Source organism: Bacillus sp. FSL R5-0585, assembly GCF_038004545.1.
Taxonomy (GTDB): domain Bacteria; phylum Bacillota; class Bacilli; order Bacillales; family Bacillaceae_G; genus Bacillus_A; species Bacillus_A cereus.
The window spans coordinates 2,810,827-2,825,013 of record NZ_JBBORJ010000001.1 but is presented as its reverse complement, the minus strand read 5'-3'; the positions used below and the strand labels follow the sequence as shown (position 1 = coordinate 2,825,013).

Here is a 14,187-nt window from a genome sequence, read left to right as displayed (position 1 = left end):
TCTGGAATGCAAATCCCTTCTTGCACAAAGAAGGGTTTTTTACATAATAAACAGAAGCAAGTTGAAAGGATGAAAGTATATGCCGAAACCAGTAATAGCGATAGTAGGTCGCCCGAACGTAGGGAAATCTACTATTTTCAATAGAATTGTTGGAGAAAGAGTTTCAATCGTAGAAGATATTCCAGGTGTAACGCGCGATCGTATTTATAGCGCTGGAGAATGGTTAAATCATGAATTTAACATTATTGATACGGGCGGAATTGATATTGGAGACGAGCCGTTTTTGACACAAATTCGTCAACAAGCTGAAGTAGCAATTGATGAAGCGGATGTTATCATTTTTATGACAAACGGTCGTGACGGTGTAACAGCAGCTGATGAAGAAGTTGCAAAAATTTTATATCGTTCAAATAAACCGGTTGTACTTGCAGTAAATAAAGTGGACAATCCGGAAATGCGCAGTGACATTTATGACTTTTATGCATTAGGATTTGGCGAACCATTCCCAATTTCAGGTACACACGGATTAGGGTTAGGTGACTTACTAGACGAAGTTGCACAACATTTTCCAAAGATTGAAGAAGATGGATATGATGAAGACACAATTCGTTTCTCTTTAATTGGACGTCCAAACGTAGGGAAATCATCACTTGTAAATGCTCTTCTTGGTCAAGAGCGTGTAATTGTTAGTAATGTAGCAGGAACAACTCGTGATGCTGTCGATACACCATATAGTAAAGATGGAAAAGATTATGTAATTATTGATACAGCTGGTATGCGTAAAAAAGGAAAAGTGTATGAAAGTACAGAAAAATATAGTGTACTTCGTGCGCTAAGAGCGATTGAACGTTCTGACGTTGTTTTAGTCGTTTTAGATGGTGAAGAAGGAATTATTGAGCAAGATAAAAAAATCGCTGGATATGCTCATGATTCAGGGCGAGCTGTTGTTATCGTTGTAAATAAATGGGATGCAGTGAAAAAAGACGAAAAAACAATGAAAGCATTTGAAGAAAATATCCGTGCTCATTTCCAATTCTTAGAATACGCACCAATTGTTTTCTTATCTGCAAAAACGAGAAAACGTACACAAACATTAATACCGGTTATCGATGAGGTAAATGAAAGTCATAGTATTCGTATTCAAACGAACGTATTAAACGATGTAATTATGGATGCGGTAGCGATGAATCCGACGCCAACTCATAATGGTAGCCGTCTGAAAATTTTCTATGCAACACAAGTTGCGGTAAAACCACCGACATTTGTTGTGTTTGTAAACGATCCAGAATTATTGCACTTCTCATATGAGCGTTTCTTAAAGAATCGCTTACGTGAATCATTTGGCTTCGTAGGAACGCCGATTCACATTATCGCTAGAGCAAGAGACTAATGGAGAGGATGTGATTTTATGACAAAAATCACAGTAGTAGGAGCAGGTAGCTGGGGAACAGCGTTAGCGATGGTATTAGCTGACAATGGACATGATGTACGTATTTGGGGAAATCGCCCAGAACTTATGGATGAAATTAATACGAAACATGAGAATAGTCGATATCTCCCAGGCATTACATTGCCAAGCACAATCGTAGCCTACTCTTCTTTAGAAGAAGCATTAGTAGATGTAAATACAGTACTGCTAGTAGTACCAACGAAAGCGTACAGAGATGTATTACAAGAGATGAAAGAAATTGTTACTGAACCAATTACTTGGATTCATGCGAGCAAAGGAATTGAACCTGGTACGTCAAAACGTATTTCGGAAGTGATTGAGGAAGAAATTCCAGAGCACTTAATTAAAGATGTTGTTGTACTGTCTGGACCGAGTCATGCTGAAGAAGTCGGTTTACGACAAGCGACAACAGTTACGTCTGCAGCAAAGCGTATGGAAGCGGCTGAGGAAGTACAAGATTTATTTATGAATAGTTATTTTCGTGTATACACAAATCCAGATATCGTTGGAGTTGAACTTGGTGGTGCGTTAAAAAATATTATCGCATTAGCTGCTGGTATAACTGATGGTCTTGGATTAGGTGATAATGCAAAGGCGGCATTGATGACACGTGGTTTAACAGAGATTGCTCGTTTAGGAAGAAAAATGGGCGGGAATCCGTTAACGTTTGCTGGTCTAACTGGTATGGGAGACTTAATTGTAACTTGTACAAGTGTTCATAGCCGAAATTGGCGTGCTGGAAATATGCTTGGAAAAGGACACTCTTTAGAAGAAGTGTTAGAAAGCATGGGTATGGTTGTGGAAGGTGTAAGAACAACGAAAGCTGCTCATGAATTGGCAGAGAAAATGGAAGTTGAAATGCCGATTACAGCTGCTTTATATGACGTGCTGTTCAATGGGAATAACGTAAAAGATGCAGTAGGCTCATTGATGGGACGTGTTCGAAAACATGAAGTGGAAGCTATACCTGATTTACTGTAAAGAAAAGCGACAGAAGTACATTTGTACTTCTGTCGCTTTTTTATTTTTTGGGTATTTTCACCATTTTTTCATTTTTGCATAGGATGAAGAGTAACTTGAGGAGAGGGTGAAAAGAATGGATAATAATATTTTTAATAATATTGAGAAGGAAGCGAAAGTAAATAAAGAGGATATTTTTAAATTAGCATCATCCGTGCAAAATGCGAATTTACGTGATGAAACTGTACTTCGTCAATTAATTCATCAAGTGGCTCTTATGGCGGGACGTGAAGTGCCGAAAGAGCAAGAGGATCAAATTGTAAAAGCGATTATTAATAATAATATGCCAACAGATTTTGGCTCGTTAAGCAAAATGTTTAAAAAATAAATTATGAGAAACAAAGAGTTTGGAGATTGCATATGATAGCCATGAAAGAATGGGAATAGAGCTGTTTTTGGGCATATTTGGTCAACCGAAGCGAGAGATACAATCGCTTCGGTTTTATTTTTGCCTAGATTGGTGAGAAATGCTGGAAAACCTATTGATTAAAGTTACATACTCGCGATTTGTAGTAAAATGTTCTTTTTGTATTTGTTTAAAGATTTTAATTTGTTAAAATAGTATAAAAATAGATTAATAAAAAGGGGTGTGTATATGTCAGAAGGGCTTATGAAAATGTGGTTGGCTTTAGGGGCAATTGGATTTATGTTTTTTGCAGTAAGTTTTATTTTATTAAGTAGACATAGAATAAAGAATAAATTTTTGAAAGGGATTACAGCGTTAGTAGCGTACACCCTCATGATTGTGTCAGGAATTGTTATTTTTCTTGTTGTATTTAGTGGACCTGTACAGCAGTAAATGGAATGGTCTCGAAAATACTACATACGGAGCAAATTAGATTAGTATGAAAAGGTGATGGTAGTGAAAAAATTCCATATTATTTTAATATTTTGTTGTATGAGCCTTTTAACGGGGTGTCTGTATCCGAAAGAAAATATGAAGCAAAATGCGGTTCCTTATGAAGATCAGCTACAGGTTGTTCAAAAAGCTGTTGTGACATTTAAGGAGCAAAATGATGGGATATTGCCAATTAAGACGAGGGATATGAGTACACCTATTTATCAAAAGTATCCAATCGATTTTCAACAGATTGCCCCGCGTTACATACAAGAAGCGCCAGGGAATGCGTATGAAAGTGGAGGAGTATATCAATACGTATTAATAGACGTTGAAACAAATCCGACAGTAAAGTTAATTGATGTTAGGATGGCTGAACAAATTCAGGAACTATCTTTAAAGCTTAGGATGTATCGTGATGAACATCAATATCCACCTTTTAAAAAAGTAATTTCAGATGGTGTATATGAATTGGATTTCAAAAAACTAGGATATAAAGACGTGCCACAAGTGACAAGTCCATATTCTGGTAAAGGGCTTCCTTTTGTAATTAATGAAAAAGGAGAAGTTTTTGTTGATTATAGAATCGACTTATATGACGCTTTGAAAAAAAATGAAGGGCAGTTTACAGAGGGAGAAGATATTCGAAATATACTTTCGAAAGGTTCCCCGTTTGTACCAGCTTATTCTTTACCATACACAGTAAAGGACGGAGAACCAATTTTTTTAAAATGATAAGTCATGAACCTTTCTTTTAGTGAATAAGTTCTAGAAGAAAGGTTTTTTATGTTATACAACTTACGATGCAAACAAAAGATATTTTTTAATAGTCATATGAAATTGGACAAAATTATATGATATATTGTCCGAACTTCTAGAATACCATTATATTATATCAGATATTATAGGCAACGTTAGAGAAGGTATTAGTTGACTATAAACGCGGAATTATTCCCAAAAATTTTGAGGGAGGGAATCACTTGGAAAAGGTAGATATTTTTAAAGATATTGCAGAACGAACAGGCGGTGATATTTATTTTGGAGTTGTAGGAGCTGTTCGAACAGGGAAATCAACATTCATTAAAAAATTTATGGAACTTGTAGTTATTCCAAATATTGAGAATGAGTCTGACCGTCAAAGAGCGCAGGATGAATTGCCTCAAAGTGCTGCTGGTCGTACAATTATGACGACGGAACCGAAGTTTGTTCCAAACCAAGCGGTTTCTATCGAAGTAGATGAAGGACTTGAAGTGAATATTCGATTAGTAGATTGTGTTGGATATACGGTTCCTGGAGCGAAGGGCTATGAAGATGAGAATGGCCCGCGTATGATTAATACCCCTTGGTATGAAGAACCTATTCCATTCCATGAAGCTGCAGAAATCGGCACGCGTAAAGTAATTCAAGAACATTCAACAATTGGTGTTGTAATTACAACAGATGGAACAATTGGTGAAATTCCAAGAAGAGATTATATAGAGGCAGAAGAACGCGTTGTAAATGAGTTGAAAGAAGTAGGAAAACCTTTCATTATGATAATTAATACGGTACAGCCGTATCATCCAGATACAGAGCAATTACGCCAAAGTTTATCAGAAGAATATGATATCCCGGTTATTGCAATGAGTGTGGAGAGTTTAAGAGAAACAGATGTATATAATGTACTTCGTGAAGCGCTATTTGAATTCCCTGTATTAGAAGTGAATGTGAACCTTCCGAGTTGGGTAATGGTGCTAAATGAAGGGCATTGGTTGCGTCAAAGTTATCAAGAAGCAGTTCAAGAAACTGTGAAGGATATAAAACGTCTTCGTGATGTGGATCGCGTTGTTTGGCAGTTTAGTCAATATGAATTTATTGATCGAGCGAGCCTAGCTGGCATTGATATGGGGCAAGGTGTGGCGGAGATTGATTTATATGCGCCAGATGAATTATATGATCAGATTTTAAAAGAAGTAGTAGGAGTAGAAATTCGAGGGAAAGATCATTTATTAAAGCTTATGCTCGATTTATCTCATGCAAAAATAGAGTACGATCAAGTGGCGGATGCACTGCGTATGGTTAAGCAAACAGGATATGGTGTAGCAGCACCTGCATTAGCGGATATGAGCTTAGATGAGCCAGAAATTATTCGTCACGGTTCAAGGTTTGGTGTGAAGTTAAAAGCGGTAGCGCCATCTATTCATATGATTAAAGTAGATGTAGAGTCAACGTTTGAGCCGATTATTGGTACTGAAAAGCAAAGTGAAGAATTGGTTCGTTATTTAATGCAAGATTTTGAAGATGACCCGTTATCAATTTGGAATTCTGATATATTTGGACGTTCACTTAGCTCGATTGTTCGAGAAGGAATTCAGGCGAAATTATCTTTAATGCCAGAAAATGCTAGATATAAATTAAAAGAAACGCTAGAAAGAATTATTAATGAAGGATCTGGCGGATTAATTGCGATTATACTATAAGAAAAAATCCCTCTCATTGTAGAGGGATTTTTTGTTTTTTTTGATTATAAAATAGAAAAATAAACAGTCATTATCTAATACATTGTTGTAAATTGTCAAGTTTCATCAGATTTTCACATTTTAAGAGTAACAATTTCCTTAAAAATATTGAATTATAAAGGAGAATCGTATAATATAGGCGTTGATAATGATTTATCTACATCTTTGTAGTATAGAATTTGCAAAAATTGCCTACAAATGAAAGTAAGACTCATTTTATGATCATTATACAGTCTTATCTTTGGGAGGAGGTGAATGGCATGAACAAGACAGATTTAATCAATGCTGTTGCAGAAGCAAGTTCCCTTTCTAAAAAGGACGCAACAAAAGCAGTAGACGCTGTTTTTGATTCTATCTTAGAAGCTTTAAAACAAGGTGATAAAGTACAACTGATCGGATTCGGTAACTTCGAAGTTCGTGAGCGTGCGGCTCGTAAAGGTCGTAACCCACAAACAGGTGAGGAGATTGAAATCGCTGCAAGTAAAGTACCTGCATTCAAACCTGGTAAAGCGTTAAAAGATGCGGTTAAATAATCCTTACATATTAACAGGGAAGAAGAGTTTCCTTTTTGGGAACTCTTCTTTTTGCTTTTAAAAACATAAATATGCTAGAATGTGTTCGTATCACTTTTAGGTTTTCGGGAGGGCTAGCGGATGGCAAAAGTTAATTTAGAACAAATTGAACATGCAGTACGCCTTATTTTAGAGGCGATTGGGGATGACCCAAATCGTGAGGGAGTACTTGATACACCAAAGCGTGTTGCAAAAATGTACGCAGAAGTGTTCTCAGGTATGCATGAAGATCCGAAAGAGCATTTGCATAAAGTATTCGGAGAAGATCACGAAGAGCTTGTACTAGTAAAAGATATACCATTTTATTCGATGTGTGAGCATCATTTAGTACCATTCTATGGAGTTGCTCACGTTGCATATATTCCGCAAGGTGGAAAGGTAACAGGGTTAAGTAAATTAGCTCGTACCGTAGATACAATTGCACGTCGCCCACAACTGCAAGAACGTATTACATCAACAGTAGCGAACTCTATTATGGAAGTACTAGAGCCTCATGGTGTAATGGTAGTAGTAGAAGCAGAACATATGTGTATGACGATGCGTGGTGTGAAAAAACCAGGTGCGAAAACAGTAACGACAGCAGTGCGTGGTGTGCTTGAAAATGATGCTGCAGCGCGCAGTGAAATTTTATCGTTTATTAAAACGAAGTAAAGAAAAGCGGGAAACTGCTTTTCTTTTTTTTTTTAGTAAATAAATGATATAGTTTTAACTAGACAGAGTGAGATTAGAAAGATTGCTTACATGAATGGTAGGTGTAGCCAAGTTTTGGTTATAGAAAATAGAGTGTATGTGTTATAATAAGTTTTATGAATTAGAAAACAAGGGTGATTTTTTGTGTGTGACATCTACGGAGGGTATGCGGGTATAAAAGAAAAATTGATGGAGAAATTACGCCATCCTTATTTTATAAACTATATTGAAGAACCATTTATTGATGAAGAAAAGATAGCATTGTTATATGGTGCTTTAAAGAGTGCAAACTTACATATAGAACAAATTGAGCATTACGTAGTAACAATTATGCTTGTACAAATTGCGCTTGATACGCATGAAAGGGTATCAAATAAAGCAGGCGAGGAAGAGATTGAATTCCATAAATGTCGTCAATTAACAGTACTTGCAGGCGATTACTATAGTGGACTATATTATTATTTATTGTCTATGAATCGTGATATTGTTTTAATTCGTGCACTTGCTGAAGGAATTAAAGAGATAAATGAACACAAAATTATGTTATACCAAAAAGCGCATGAAACGACGGATGACATAATGAAAAGCATAGTAACGATTGAGTCTGCGCTCCTTCAAAAAACATGTGATCATTTTCAGTTATCACATTGGAAGCCATTTATCACATACGTATTAGGTGGAAATCGCCTTCAAAAAGAAATTCAATTGTATGCTGATAAGCAACATGCACCTGTTTTTCAAGCTATGCAAGATGCTTTAGGGGATAAAGCAGAAGTAGTGATTAATGGTTGGATGAAGGAATTGAGAAAGAAAGAAAAACAATTTTTAGAAAATCACACAGACATAAATGAAATAAATTCTGTGTTAAGGAATAAATAGAAGACATAAGCAATTTTACATTGGAAGAAGGTACGAGCATGCAACAATCAAAAGAAGAAAGAGTACATGACGTATTTGAAAAGATTTCTGATAAATACGATGTGATGAATTCTGTAATTAGTTTTCAAAGACATAAAGCGTGGCGGAAAGAAACGATGCGAATTATGGATGTACAACCAGGCAGTCAAGCGCTTGATGTATGCTGTGGAACCGCAGATTGGACAATTGCGCTAGCTGGAGCCGTAGGTGAGCAAGGAAAGGTTGTTGGCTTAGACTTCAGTGAAAATATGTTATCTGTCGGTAAGCAAAAGGTAGAGGCGTTACAATTAAAACAAGTAGAACTTCTACATGGGAATGCAATGGAACTTCCGTTTGAAGATAATACGTTTGATTATGTGACGATTGGGTTTGGTTTACGTAACGTACCGGATTATATGCACGTATTAAAAGAAATGACGCGTGTAGTAAAACCAGGTGGAAAAGTAATCTGTTTAGAAACATCTCAACCAACAATGATTGGTTTTCGACAAGGGTATATTTTATACTTTAAATATATCATGCCGTTATTTGGAAAGATGTTTGCGAAAAGTTATAAAGAATATTCATGGCTTCAAGAATCTGCTAGTACGTTCCCAGGGATGAAAGAATTGGCTCAAATGTTTGAGCAAGCTGGACTTGAACGTGTGCAAGTGAAACCATTTACTTTTGGGGTAGCAGCAATGCATTTAGGAATTAAACCAGAATCAAAATAGAAAAAAGAAGTTTTAGGTTAAGGTGAACAATATGAAGTTACAACTTATGTACTCTTTTTTACGATCGGATATTAATGTGATAGAAAAAGAATTAAAAAAGACAGTCGCTTCTGAACAGCCATTAGTAGAAGAGGCAGCATTACAGCTTATTGAAGCTGGTGGGAAACGAATTCGTCCTGTATTTGTGTTGCTTGCAGGGAAATTTGGAGATTATAAGTTAGATGCGATTAAGCATGTTGCTGTTGCGTTAGAACTTATTCATATGGCTTCTCTTGTTCACGATGATGTTATTGATGCTGCATTTTTACGACGCGGCAGTGCGACTGTGAATGCGAAATGGGGAGATCGTATTGCGATGTATACAGGGGACTATCTGTTCGCTAAGTCTCTTGAATGTATAACCAATATCGAAATTCCAGAGGCACATCAAGCGTTATCACATACTATTTTAGAAGTCTGTAAAGGTGAAATTGAACAAATTAAAGATAAATACAATTATGACCAAAATTTAAGAACGTATTTAAGAAGAATAAAGCGAAAAACAGCATTATTAATTGCCGCGAGTTGTCAATTGGGAGCGATTGCTGCTGGTGCTAATCGTGATACGGTAAATCGTCTATTTTGGTATGGGTATTTTGTAGGAATGTCTTATCAAATTATTGATGACATTTTAGACTTCGTTTCTACAGAAGAGAAACTTGGAAAACCTGCTGGTGGAGATTTACTACAAGGGAATATTACACTTCCTGCTTTATATGCGATGGAAGATCCCGTACTTCGTCAGAAAATCACATCTGTACATGAAAATTCAACAGCAAGTGAAATGCAAGAAATTATTGATGCTGTAAAAAATAGTACAGCAATTGATCAAGCATTTGCGTTTAGTGAACGTTATTTACATAAAGCTTTAGAAATAATAAAACCACTCCCACGTGGAAAAGCAAAGTACGCATTACAAAATGTTGCAAAGTATATTGGAAAACGAAAATTTTAAGGTTTATTCTAAAAAATAAAATAATCTCTCTATTTCAAAACTATTGCACAATTGTGATAAGGGTGATAATATGTGTGTGGGGATATACAATTACATACATAATTCAGAAGTGGAGAGATTTTTTATGGAAAAAACATTTCTAATGGTAAAACCAGACGGTGTACAACGTGCCTTCATTGGGGAAATTGTAGCTCGTTTTGAGAAAAAAGGCTTTCAATTAGTTGGTGCAAAATTAATGCAAGTCACTCCAGAAATTGCTGGACAACACTACGCTGAGCATAAGGAAAAACCTTTCTTTGGTGAGTTAGTAGACTTTATTACATCTGGACCTGTATTCGCAATGGTATGGCAAGGTGAAGGTGTAGTAGATACAGCTCGTAACATGATGGGGAAAACAAGACCACATGAAGCAGCTCCTGGAACAATTCGTGGAGATTTCGGTGTAACTGTTGCGAAAAACATTATCCATGGTTCTGATTCTTTAGAAAGCGCAGAGCGCGAGATTGCTATTTTCTTTAAAGAAGAAGAATTAGTTGACTACTCAAAATTAATGAATGAATGGATTTACTAATTATTTTGAAATAATTTGTAAACGCTTTAATCACTGTGATAATAGTAAAAAGTGCAAGGAGAATAGGGGTATTCTTCTTGCACTTTTTTTATTTTCAGTTAGTTACGAAGTTTGAACTGTTATGATATGTTGATATTTAAATTAGGACTATCGGAAATATAGAATAAGAAAATGGTCGATTTATGATATAATTTCTTTAATATTTTTAGAATGATAAAAGTTAATATAGTGAGATAAATACATATACGAAAAGAGGAATAACGTATGCGATATATTACAGCTGGTGAATCTCATGGTCCACAACTTACAACGATTATAGAAGGTGTTCCGGCAGGATTGTCTTTAGTAGCAGATGATATAAACGAAGAGTTAGCTAGAAGGCAAAAGGGATATGGGCGTGGTAGACGCATGCAAATCGAAACGGATCAAGTGCAAATTTTAAGTGGTGTTAGACATGGAGAAACATTAGGTTCCCCTATTGCACTTGTTGTTGAAAATCGTGATTTTGCACACTGGACAAAAATTATGGGGGCGGAGCCTTTAACTGAGCAAGAAGAAAAAGAGATGAAAAGGAAAGTGACAAAACCAAGGCCTGGGCATGCTGATTTAAATGGTGCGATTAAATATGGTCATAGAGATATGAGGAATGTACTGGAACGTTCGTCAGCGCGCGAAACGACGGTGCGTGTTGCTGCTGGTGCGGTTGCTAAAAAGGTGTTAGCAGAACTTGGTATTAAAGTAGCGGGCCATGTAATTGAAATTGGCGGTGTACAAGCTAAGGAGATTACGTATAGTTCAATTGAAGAATTAAAGAGTATTACCGAAGCATCTCCTGTACGTTGCTTAGATGACGAAGCTGGTAACCAAATGATGAAAGCGATTGATGATGCGAAAGCAAATGGTGATTCAATTGGTGGAATCGTTGAAGTAATTGTGGAAGGGATGCCAATTGGAGTAGGTAGCTACGTGCATTATGATCGAAAACTGGATGCGAAATTAGCAGCTGCAATTATGAGTATTAATGCTTTTAAAGGTGTCGAGATTGGAATTGGTTTTGAAGCAGCGCATAGACCAGGAAGTGAAGTTCATGATGAAATTCTGTGGAATGAGGAGCATGGATATACACGAAGAACAAATAATGCAGGGGGATTAGAAGGCGGTATGACGACTGGAATGCCAATTGTTGTGCGTGGTGTGATGAAACCGATACCTACACTTTATAAACCTCTTCAAAGTGTAGATATTGATACGAAAGAGCCTTTTACAGCGAGCATTGAACGTTCAGATAGTTGTGCAGTGCCAGCAGCTAGTGTCGTTGCAGAAGCGGTTGTGGCTTGGGAATTAGCGACAGCTTTAATAGAACAATTCGGATTAGACCGTATGGAACTAATTCGTGAAAATATTGAGAAACATAATGAATATGCGAGGGGATTTTAATGGGAAACATACATATTCAAACGAAATCAAAAGAATATGATGTACATGTTGGTAAAGAAGTGTTGTCAAACTTAACAACGATCGTTCAAAATATGCAGCCAGCGGTATCTAACGTAATGATCATTTCAGATGAAGCTGTTGCATCACTACATTTACAGACAGTTATCGATGCATTACAAGTAGAGCAGCACGTGTTTTCGTTTGTTGTACCAAGTGGCGAAAAAGAGAAGTCTTTCGAAAATTTCTATGCGGCTCATACGTCAGCTCTTGAAAATAAATTAGATAGAAATTCTTTAATTCTTGCACTTGGAGGCGGAATGATTGGAGATTTAGCTGGTTTTGTTGCTGCATCGTTTATGCGTGGTATTCGCTTTGTGCAGGTTCCGACAACTTTATTAGCGCACGATAGCGCAGTGGGTGGGAAAGTAGCGATTAACCATCCGTTAGGTAAAAATATGATTGGTGCATTCCATCAGCCAGAAGCAGTTGTATATCATACACCGTTTTTACAGTCTCTCCCTGAAAAAGAGTGGCGTTCAGGTTATGCAGAGGTGATAAAGCATGCTCTTATCGGTGATGTGGAGCTATACCATTGGTTAAAAGAAGAAGTGCAAACATTAGCGGATCTTCACGATGAGAAGTTAATCCATATATTAACGAAGGCGATTCCTGTAAAGGCAAATGTTGTGTCACAAGATGAAACAGAGAAGGGTGTACGTGCTCATTTGAATTTTGGACATACGTTAGGACATGCTCTTGAAAAAGAGCTAGGGTATGGAAATATTACTCACGGTGACGGTGTAGCGGTTGGAATGTTATTCGCCATATTTTTAAGTGAGCAAGTGTACAAGGTTGATCTTGCTTATGAAGATATGAAGCAGTGGTTCTTGAAATACGGCTATCCAAAAATGCCAAGAGATTTGAATGTAGAGCGCCTCGTTCAATTGATGAAACAAGATAAGAAAGCAAATGCAGGAGCAATTCATATGGTGCTTATGCAGGAATATGGGGTAGTGAATGTCGTATCTATTTCAGATGAGACTGTTCATATTGCGTTAGAGGCATTTCAAAAAGATATGGTTTAAAATGATAGCGAAGTGCTGTGAAGTGCTCATTTAGAGGTATTCTCGTAATAGTGACGGTTATGACAAAAGATTACAGTAAGGGGCTATAACCGTATTGTAATCAAATGAATGAAATGACTGGGGGAAGAAAAATGAGAGTGAAAGAGCAATTGTTAACTTTGAGAGCGTATGTGCCTGGGAAAAACATTGAAGAAGTAAAAAGAGAATATGGTTTATCAAAAATTGTGAAATTAGCATCCAACGAAAATCCATTCGGTTGCTCAGCACGTGTGACAGAAGCATTAACTTCTTTAGCGAGCCAATATGCCCTTTATCCAGATGGATATGCCTTTGAACTTCGGACAAAAGTAGCGGAACATTTAGGTGTAAAAGCAGAACAACTACTATTTGGTAGTGGATTAGATGAAGTCATTCAAATGATTAGCCGAGCGTTACTACATGAAGGAACAAACGTTGTAATGGCGAATCCTACGTTTTCACAATATCATCACCATGCTGTTATTGAAGGAGCAGAAGTTCGTGAAGTATCACTTAAAGATGGTATTCACGATTTAGATGCAATGCTAGAGCAAGTAGATGAGAAAACGAAAATTGTATGGATTTGTAATCCGAATAATCCAACAGGTACATATGTTGAGAAACAAAAATTACTTTCATTTTTAGAATCAGTTCCTAAGTCGGCTCTCGTTATTATGGACGAAGCATATTATGAATACGCGGAAGCAGAAGACTATCCGCAAATATTACCACTTCTTGAAAAGTATGAAAATCTTATGGTTTTACGCACGTTTTCAAAAGCATATGGTTTAGCTGCTTTTCGTATCGGATATGCGATTGGGGATGCGAAGTTAATCGGACAGCTAGAAGTAGCTAGGTTACCATTCAATACATCAACTGTAGCCCAATCTGTAGCACTCGCTGCATTAGAAGATCAAGCCTTTTTACAAGATTGTGTGCAAAAGAATGCTGAAGGTTTAAATCAGTATTATGCATTTTGTAAAGAATATAACGTATTCTATTATCCATCTCAAACAAATTTCATTTTCTTAAAACTCGGTATACCAGGTAATGAAGCTTTCGAACGATTAATGAAAAAAGGATATATCGTTCGTTCTGGTGCTGCATTTGGTATCGATGATGGTATTCGTATTACTGTCGGTTTGAAGGAAGAAAATGATGAAATTATAGAGTTACTGAAAGAGCTTGTAAATGAGCAAGTACAGAAAGAAGAAACATATTCTTAAGAGATTGTGAAGGCTCCTATTATAGGAGCCTTTTTTATCGCATTCAAAATAAAGGTTGAAGACTGCTAATTAAGTTATTCTGTAAACCATGGTTTGTATGGCTTGATAATTAGTGAGAGAAGTTATTTGCACGGTCATAAAAGAAAGCGGTACAATA

At 36.7% G+C, this 14,187-nt stretch carries 15 protein-coding genes; all 15 read left to right on the top strand.

What is annotated here, in order from left to right:
- The first annotated feature begins 79 nt into the window (after positions 1 to 79).
- Positions 80 to 1,390 (top strand): ribosome biogenesis GTPase Der, encoded by a 1,311-nt coding sequence (der, locus tag MKY38_RS14450; protein WP_114555623.1) that lies wholly within the window; start codon positions 80 to 82, stop codon positions 1,388 to 1,390.
- An 18-nt stretch (positions 1,391 to 1,408) separates the two neighbouring features.
- A complete protein-coding gene (locus tag MKY38_RS14445; RefSeq protein ID WP_000161763.1) occupies positions 1,409 to 2,431 on the top strand; it encodes an NAD(P)H-dependent glycerol-3-phosphate dehydrogenase in 1,023 nt (340 codons plus the stop codon).
- 115 nt (positions 2,432 to 2,546) lie between these two features.
- The gene (locus tag MKY38_RS14440) at positions 2,547 to 2,798 is read left to right on the top strand and encodes a stage VI sporulation protein F (protein WP_000369754.1); all 252 of its coding nucleotides are present in this window, start codon (positions 2,547 to 2,549) and stop codon (positions 2,796 to 2,798) included.
- Between the two features lie 267 nt (positions 2,799 to 3,065).
- Positions 3,066 to 3,269, top strand: a complete 204-nt coding sequence (locus MKY38_RS14435) for a DUF2768 domain-containing protein (RefSeq protein ID WP_001289008.1) — start codon at positions 3,066 to 3,068, stop codon at positions 3,267 to 3,269.
- Positions 3,270 to 3,332: 63 nt separating this feature from the next.
- A complete protein-coding gene (locus tag MKY38_RS14430) occupies positions 3,333 to 4,043 on the top strand; it encodes a hypothetical protein (protein WP_000713407.1) in 711 nt (236 codons plus the stop codon).
- 245 nt (positions 4,044 to 4,288) lie between these two features.
- Positions 4,289 to 5,767: a stage IV sporulation protein A gene (gene spoIVA, locus MKY38_RS14425; protein ID WP_000416519.1), complete on the top strand. Its 1,479-nt coding sequence runs from the start codon at positions 4,289 to 4,291 to the stop codon at positions 5,765 to 5,767.
- 299 nt (positions 5,768 to 6,066) lie between these two features.
- On the top strand, positions 6,067 to 6,339 hold the full coding sequence (locus tag MKY38_RS14420; RefSeq protein WP_001043860.1) for an HU family DNA-binding protein: 273 nt from the start codon (positions 6,067 to 6,069) through the stop codon (positions 6,337 to 6,339).
- 120 nt (positions 6,340 to 6,459) lie between these two features.
- A complete protein-coding gene (gene folE, locus MKY38_RS14415; protein ID WP_001151482.1) occupies positions 6,460 to 7,029 on the top strand; it encodes a GTP cyclohydrolase I FolE in 570 nt (189 codons plus the stop codon).
- Positions 7,030 to 7,212: 183 nt separating this feature from the next.
- Complete coding sequence (locus MKY38_RS14410; RefSeq protein WP_065223974.1) at positions 7,213 to 7,947, top strand: heptaprenyl diphosphate synthase component 1; 735 nt, start codon at positions 7,213 to 7,215, stop codon at positions 7,945 to 7,947.
- Positions 7,948 to 7,985: 38 nt separating this feature from the next.
- On the top strand, positions 7,986 to 8,699 hold the full coding sequence (gene menG, locus MKY38_RS14405) for a 2-heptaprenyl-1,4-naphthoquinone methyltransferase (protein ID WP_001187674.1): 714 nt from the start codon (positions 7,986 to 7,988) through the stop codon (positions 8,697 to 8,699).
- Between the two features lie 31 nt (positions 8,700 to 8,730).
- Positions 8,731 to 9,693 carry a heptaprenyl diphosphate synthase component II gene (hepT, locus tag MKY38_RS14400; protein ID WP_000776077.1) on the top strand — a complete coding sequence of 321 codons (963 nt, stop codon included), beginning with the start codon at positions 8,731 to 8,733 and terminating at the stop codon, positions 9,691 to 9,693.
- A gap of 124 nt (positions 9,694 to 9,817) precedes the next feature.
- Complete coding sequence (gene ndk, locus MKY38_RS14395) at positions 9,818 to 10,264, top strand: nucleoside-diphosphate kinase (protein ID WP_000415883.1); 447 nt, start codon at positions 9,818 to 9,820, stop codon at positions 10,262 to 10,264.
- A gap of 264 nt (positions 10,265 to 10,528) precedes the next feature.
- Positions 10,529 to 11,701 (top strand): chorismate synthase, encoded by a 1,173-nt coding sequence (gene aroC, locus MKY38_RS14390; RefSeq protein ID WP_001269384.1) that lies wholly within the window; start codon positions 10,529 to 10,531, stop codon positions 11,699 to 11,701.
- Positions 11,701 to 12,786 (top strand): 3-dehydroquinate synthase, encoded by a 1,086-nt coding sequence (gene aroB / locus MKY38_RS14385; protein ID WP_000526820.1) that lies wholly within the window; start codon positions 11,701 to 11,703, stop codon positions 12,784 to 12,786. The genes aroC and aroB overlap by 1 nt, the downstream gene beginning before the upstream one ends.
- Positions 12,787 to 12,917: 131 nt before the next feature.
- Complete coding sequence (gene hisC, locus MKY38_RS14380; protein WP_065223975.1) at positions 12,918 to 14,030, top strand: histidinol-phosphate transaminase; 1,113 nt, start codon at positions 12,918 to 12,920, stop codon at positions 14,028 to 14,030.
- Positions 14,031 to 14,187: the final 157 nt, after the last annotated feature.

What these genes read in the sequence shown, in the direction of transcription:
- aroB (WP_000526820.1), top strand. Translation starts at nt 11,701, where the DNA reads ATGGGAAACATACATATTCAAACGAAATCAAAAGAATATGATGTACAT.
- ndk (WP_000415883.1), top strand. Translation starts at nt 9,818, where the DNA reads ATGGAAAAAACATTTCTAATGGTAAAACCAGACGGTGTACAACGTGCC.
- MKY38_RS14420 (WP_001043860.1), top strand. Translation starts at nt 6,067, where the DNA reads ATGAACAAGACAGATTTAATCAATGCTGTTGCAGAAGCAAGTTCCCTT.
- menG (WP_001187674.1), top strand. Translation starts at nt 7,986, where the DNA reads ATGCAACAATCAAAAGAAGAAAGAGTACATGACGTATTTGAAAAGATT.
- MKY38_RS14435 (WP_001289008.1), top strand. Translation starts at nt 3,066, where the DNA reads ATGTCAGAAGGGCTTATGAAAATGTGGTTGGCTTTAGGGGCAATTGGA.
- MKY38_RS14445 (WP_000161763.1), top strand. Translation starts at nt 1,409, where the DNA reads ATGACAAAAATCACAGTAGTAGGAGCAGGTAGCTGGGGAACAGCGTTA.
- hisC (WP_065223975.1), top strand. Translation starts at nt 12,918, where the DNA reads ATGAGAGTGAAAGAGCAATTGTTAACTTTGAGAGCGTATGTGCCTGGG.
- MKY38_RS14440 (WP_000369754.1), top strand. Translation starts at nt 2,547, where the DNA reads ATGGATAATAATATTTTTAATAATATTGAGAAGGAAGCGAAAGTAAAT.
- hepT (WP_000776077.1), top strand. Translation starts at nt 8,731, where the DNA reads ATGAAGTTACAACTTATGTACTCTTTTTTACGATCGGATATTAATGTG.
- aroC (WP_001269384.1), top strand. Translation starts at nt 10,529, where the DNA reads ATGCGATATATTACAGCTGGTGAATCTCATGGTCCACAACTTACAACG.
- der (WP_114555623.1), top strand. Translation starts at nt 80, where the DNA reads ATGCCGAAACCAGTAATAGCGATAGTAGGTCGCCCGAACGTAGGGAAA.
- folE (WP_001151482.1), top strand. Translation starts at nt 6,460, where the DNA reads ATGGCAAAAGTTAATTTAGAACAAATTGAACATGCAGTACGCCTTATT.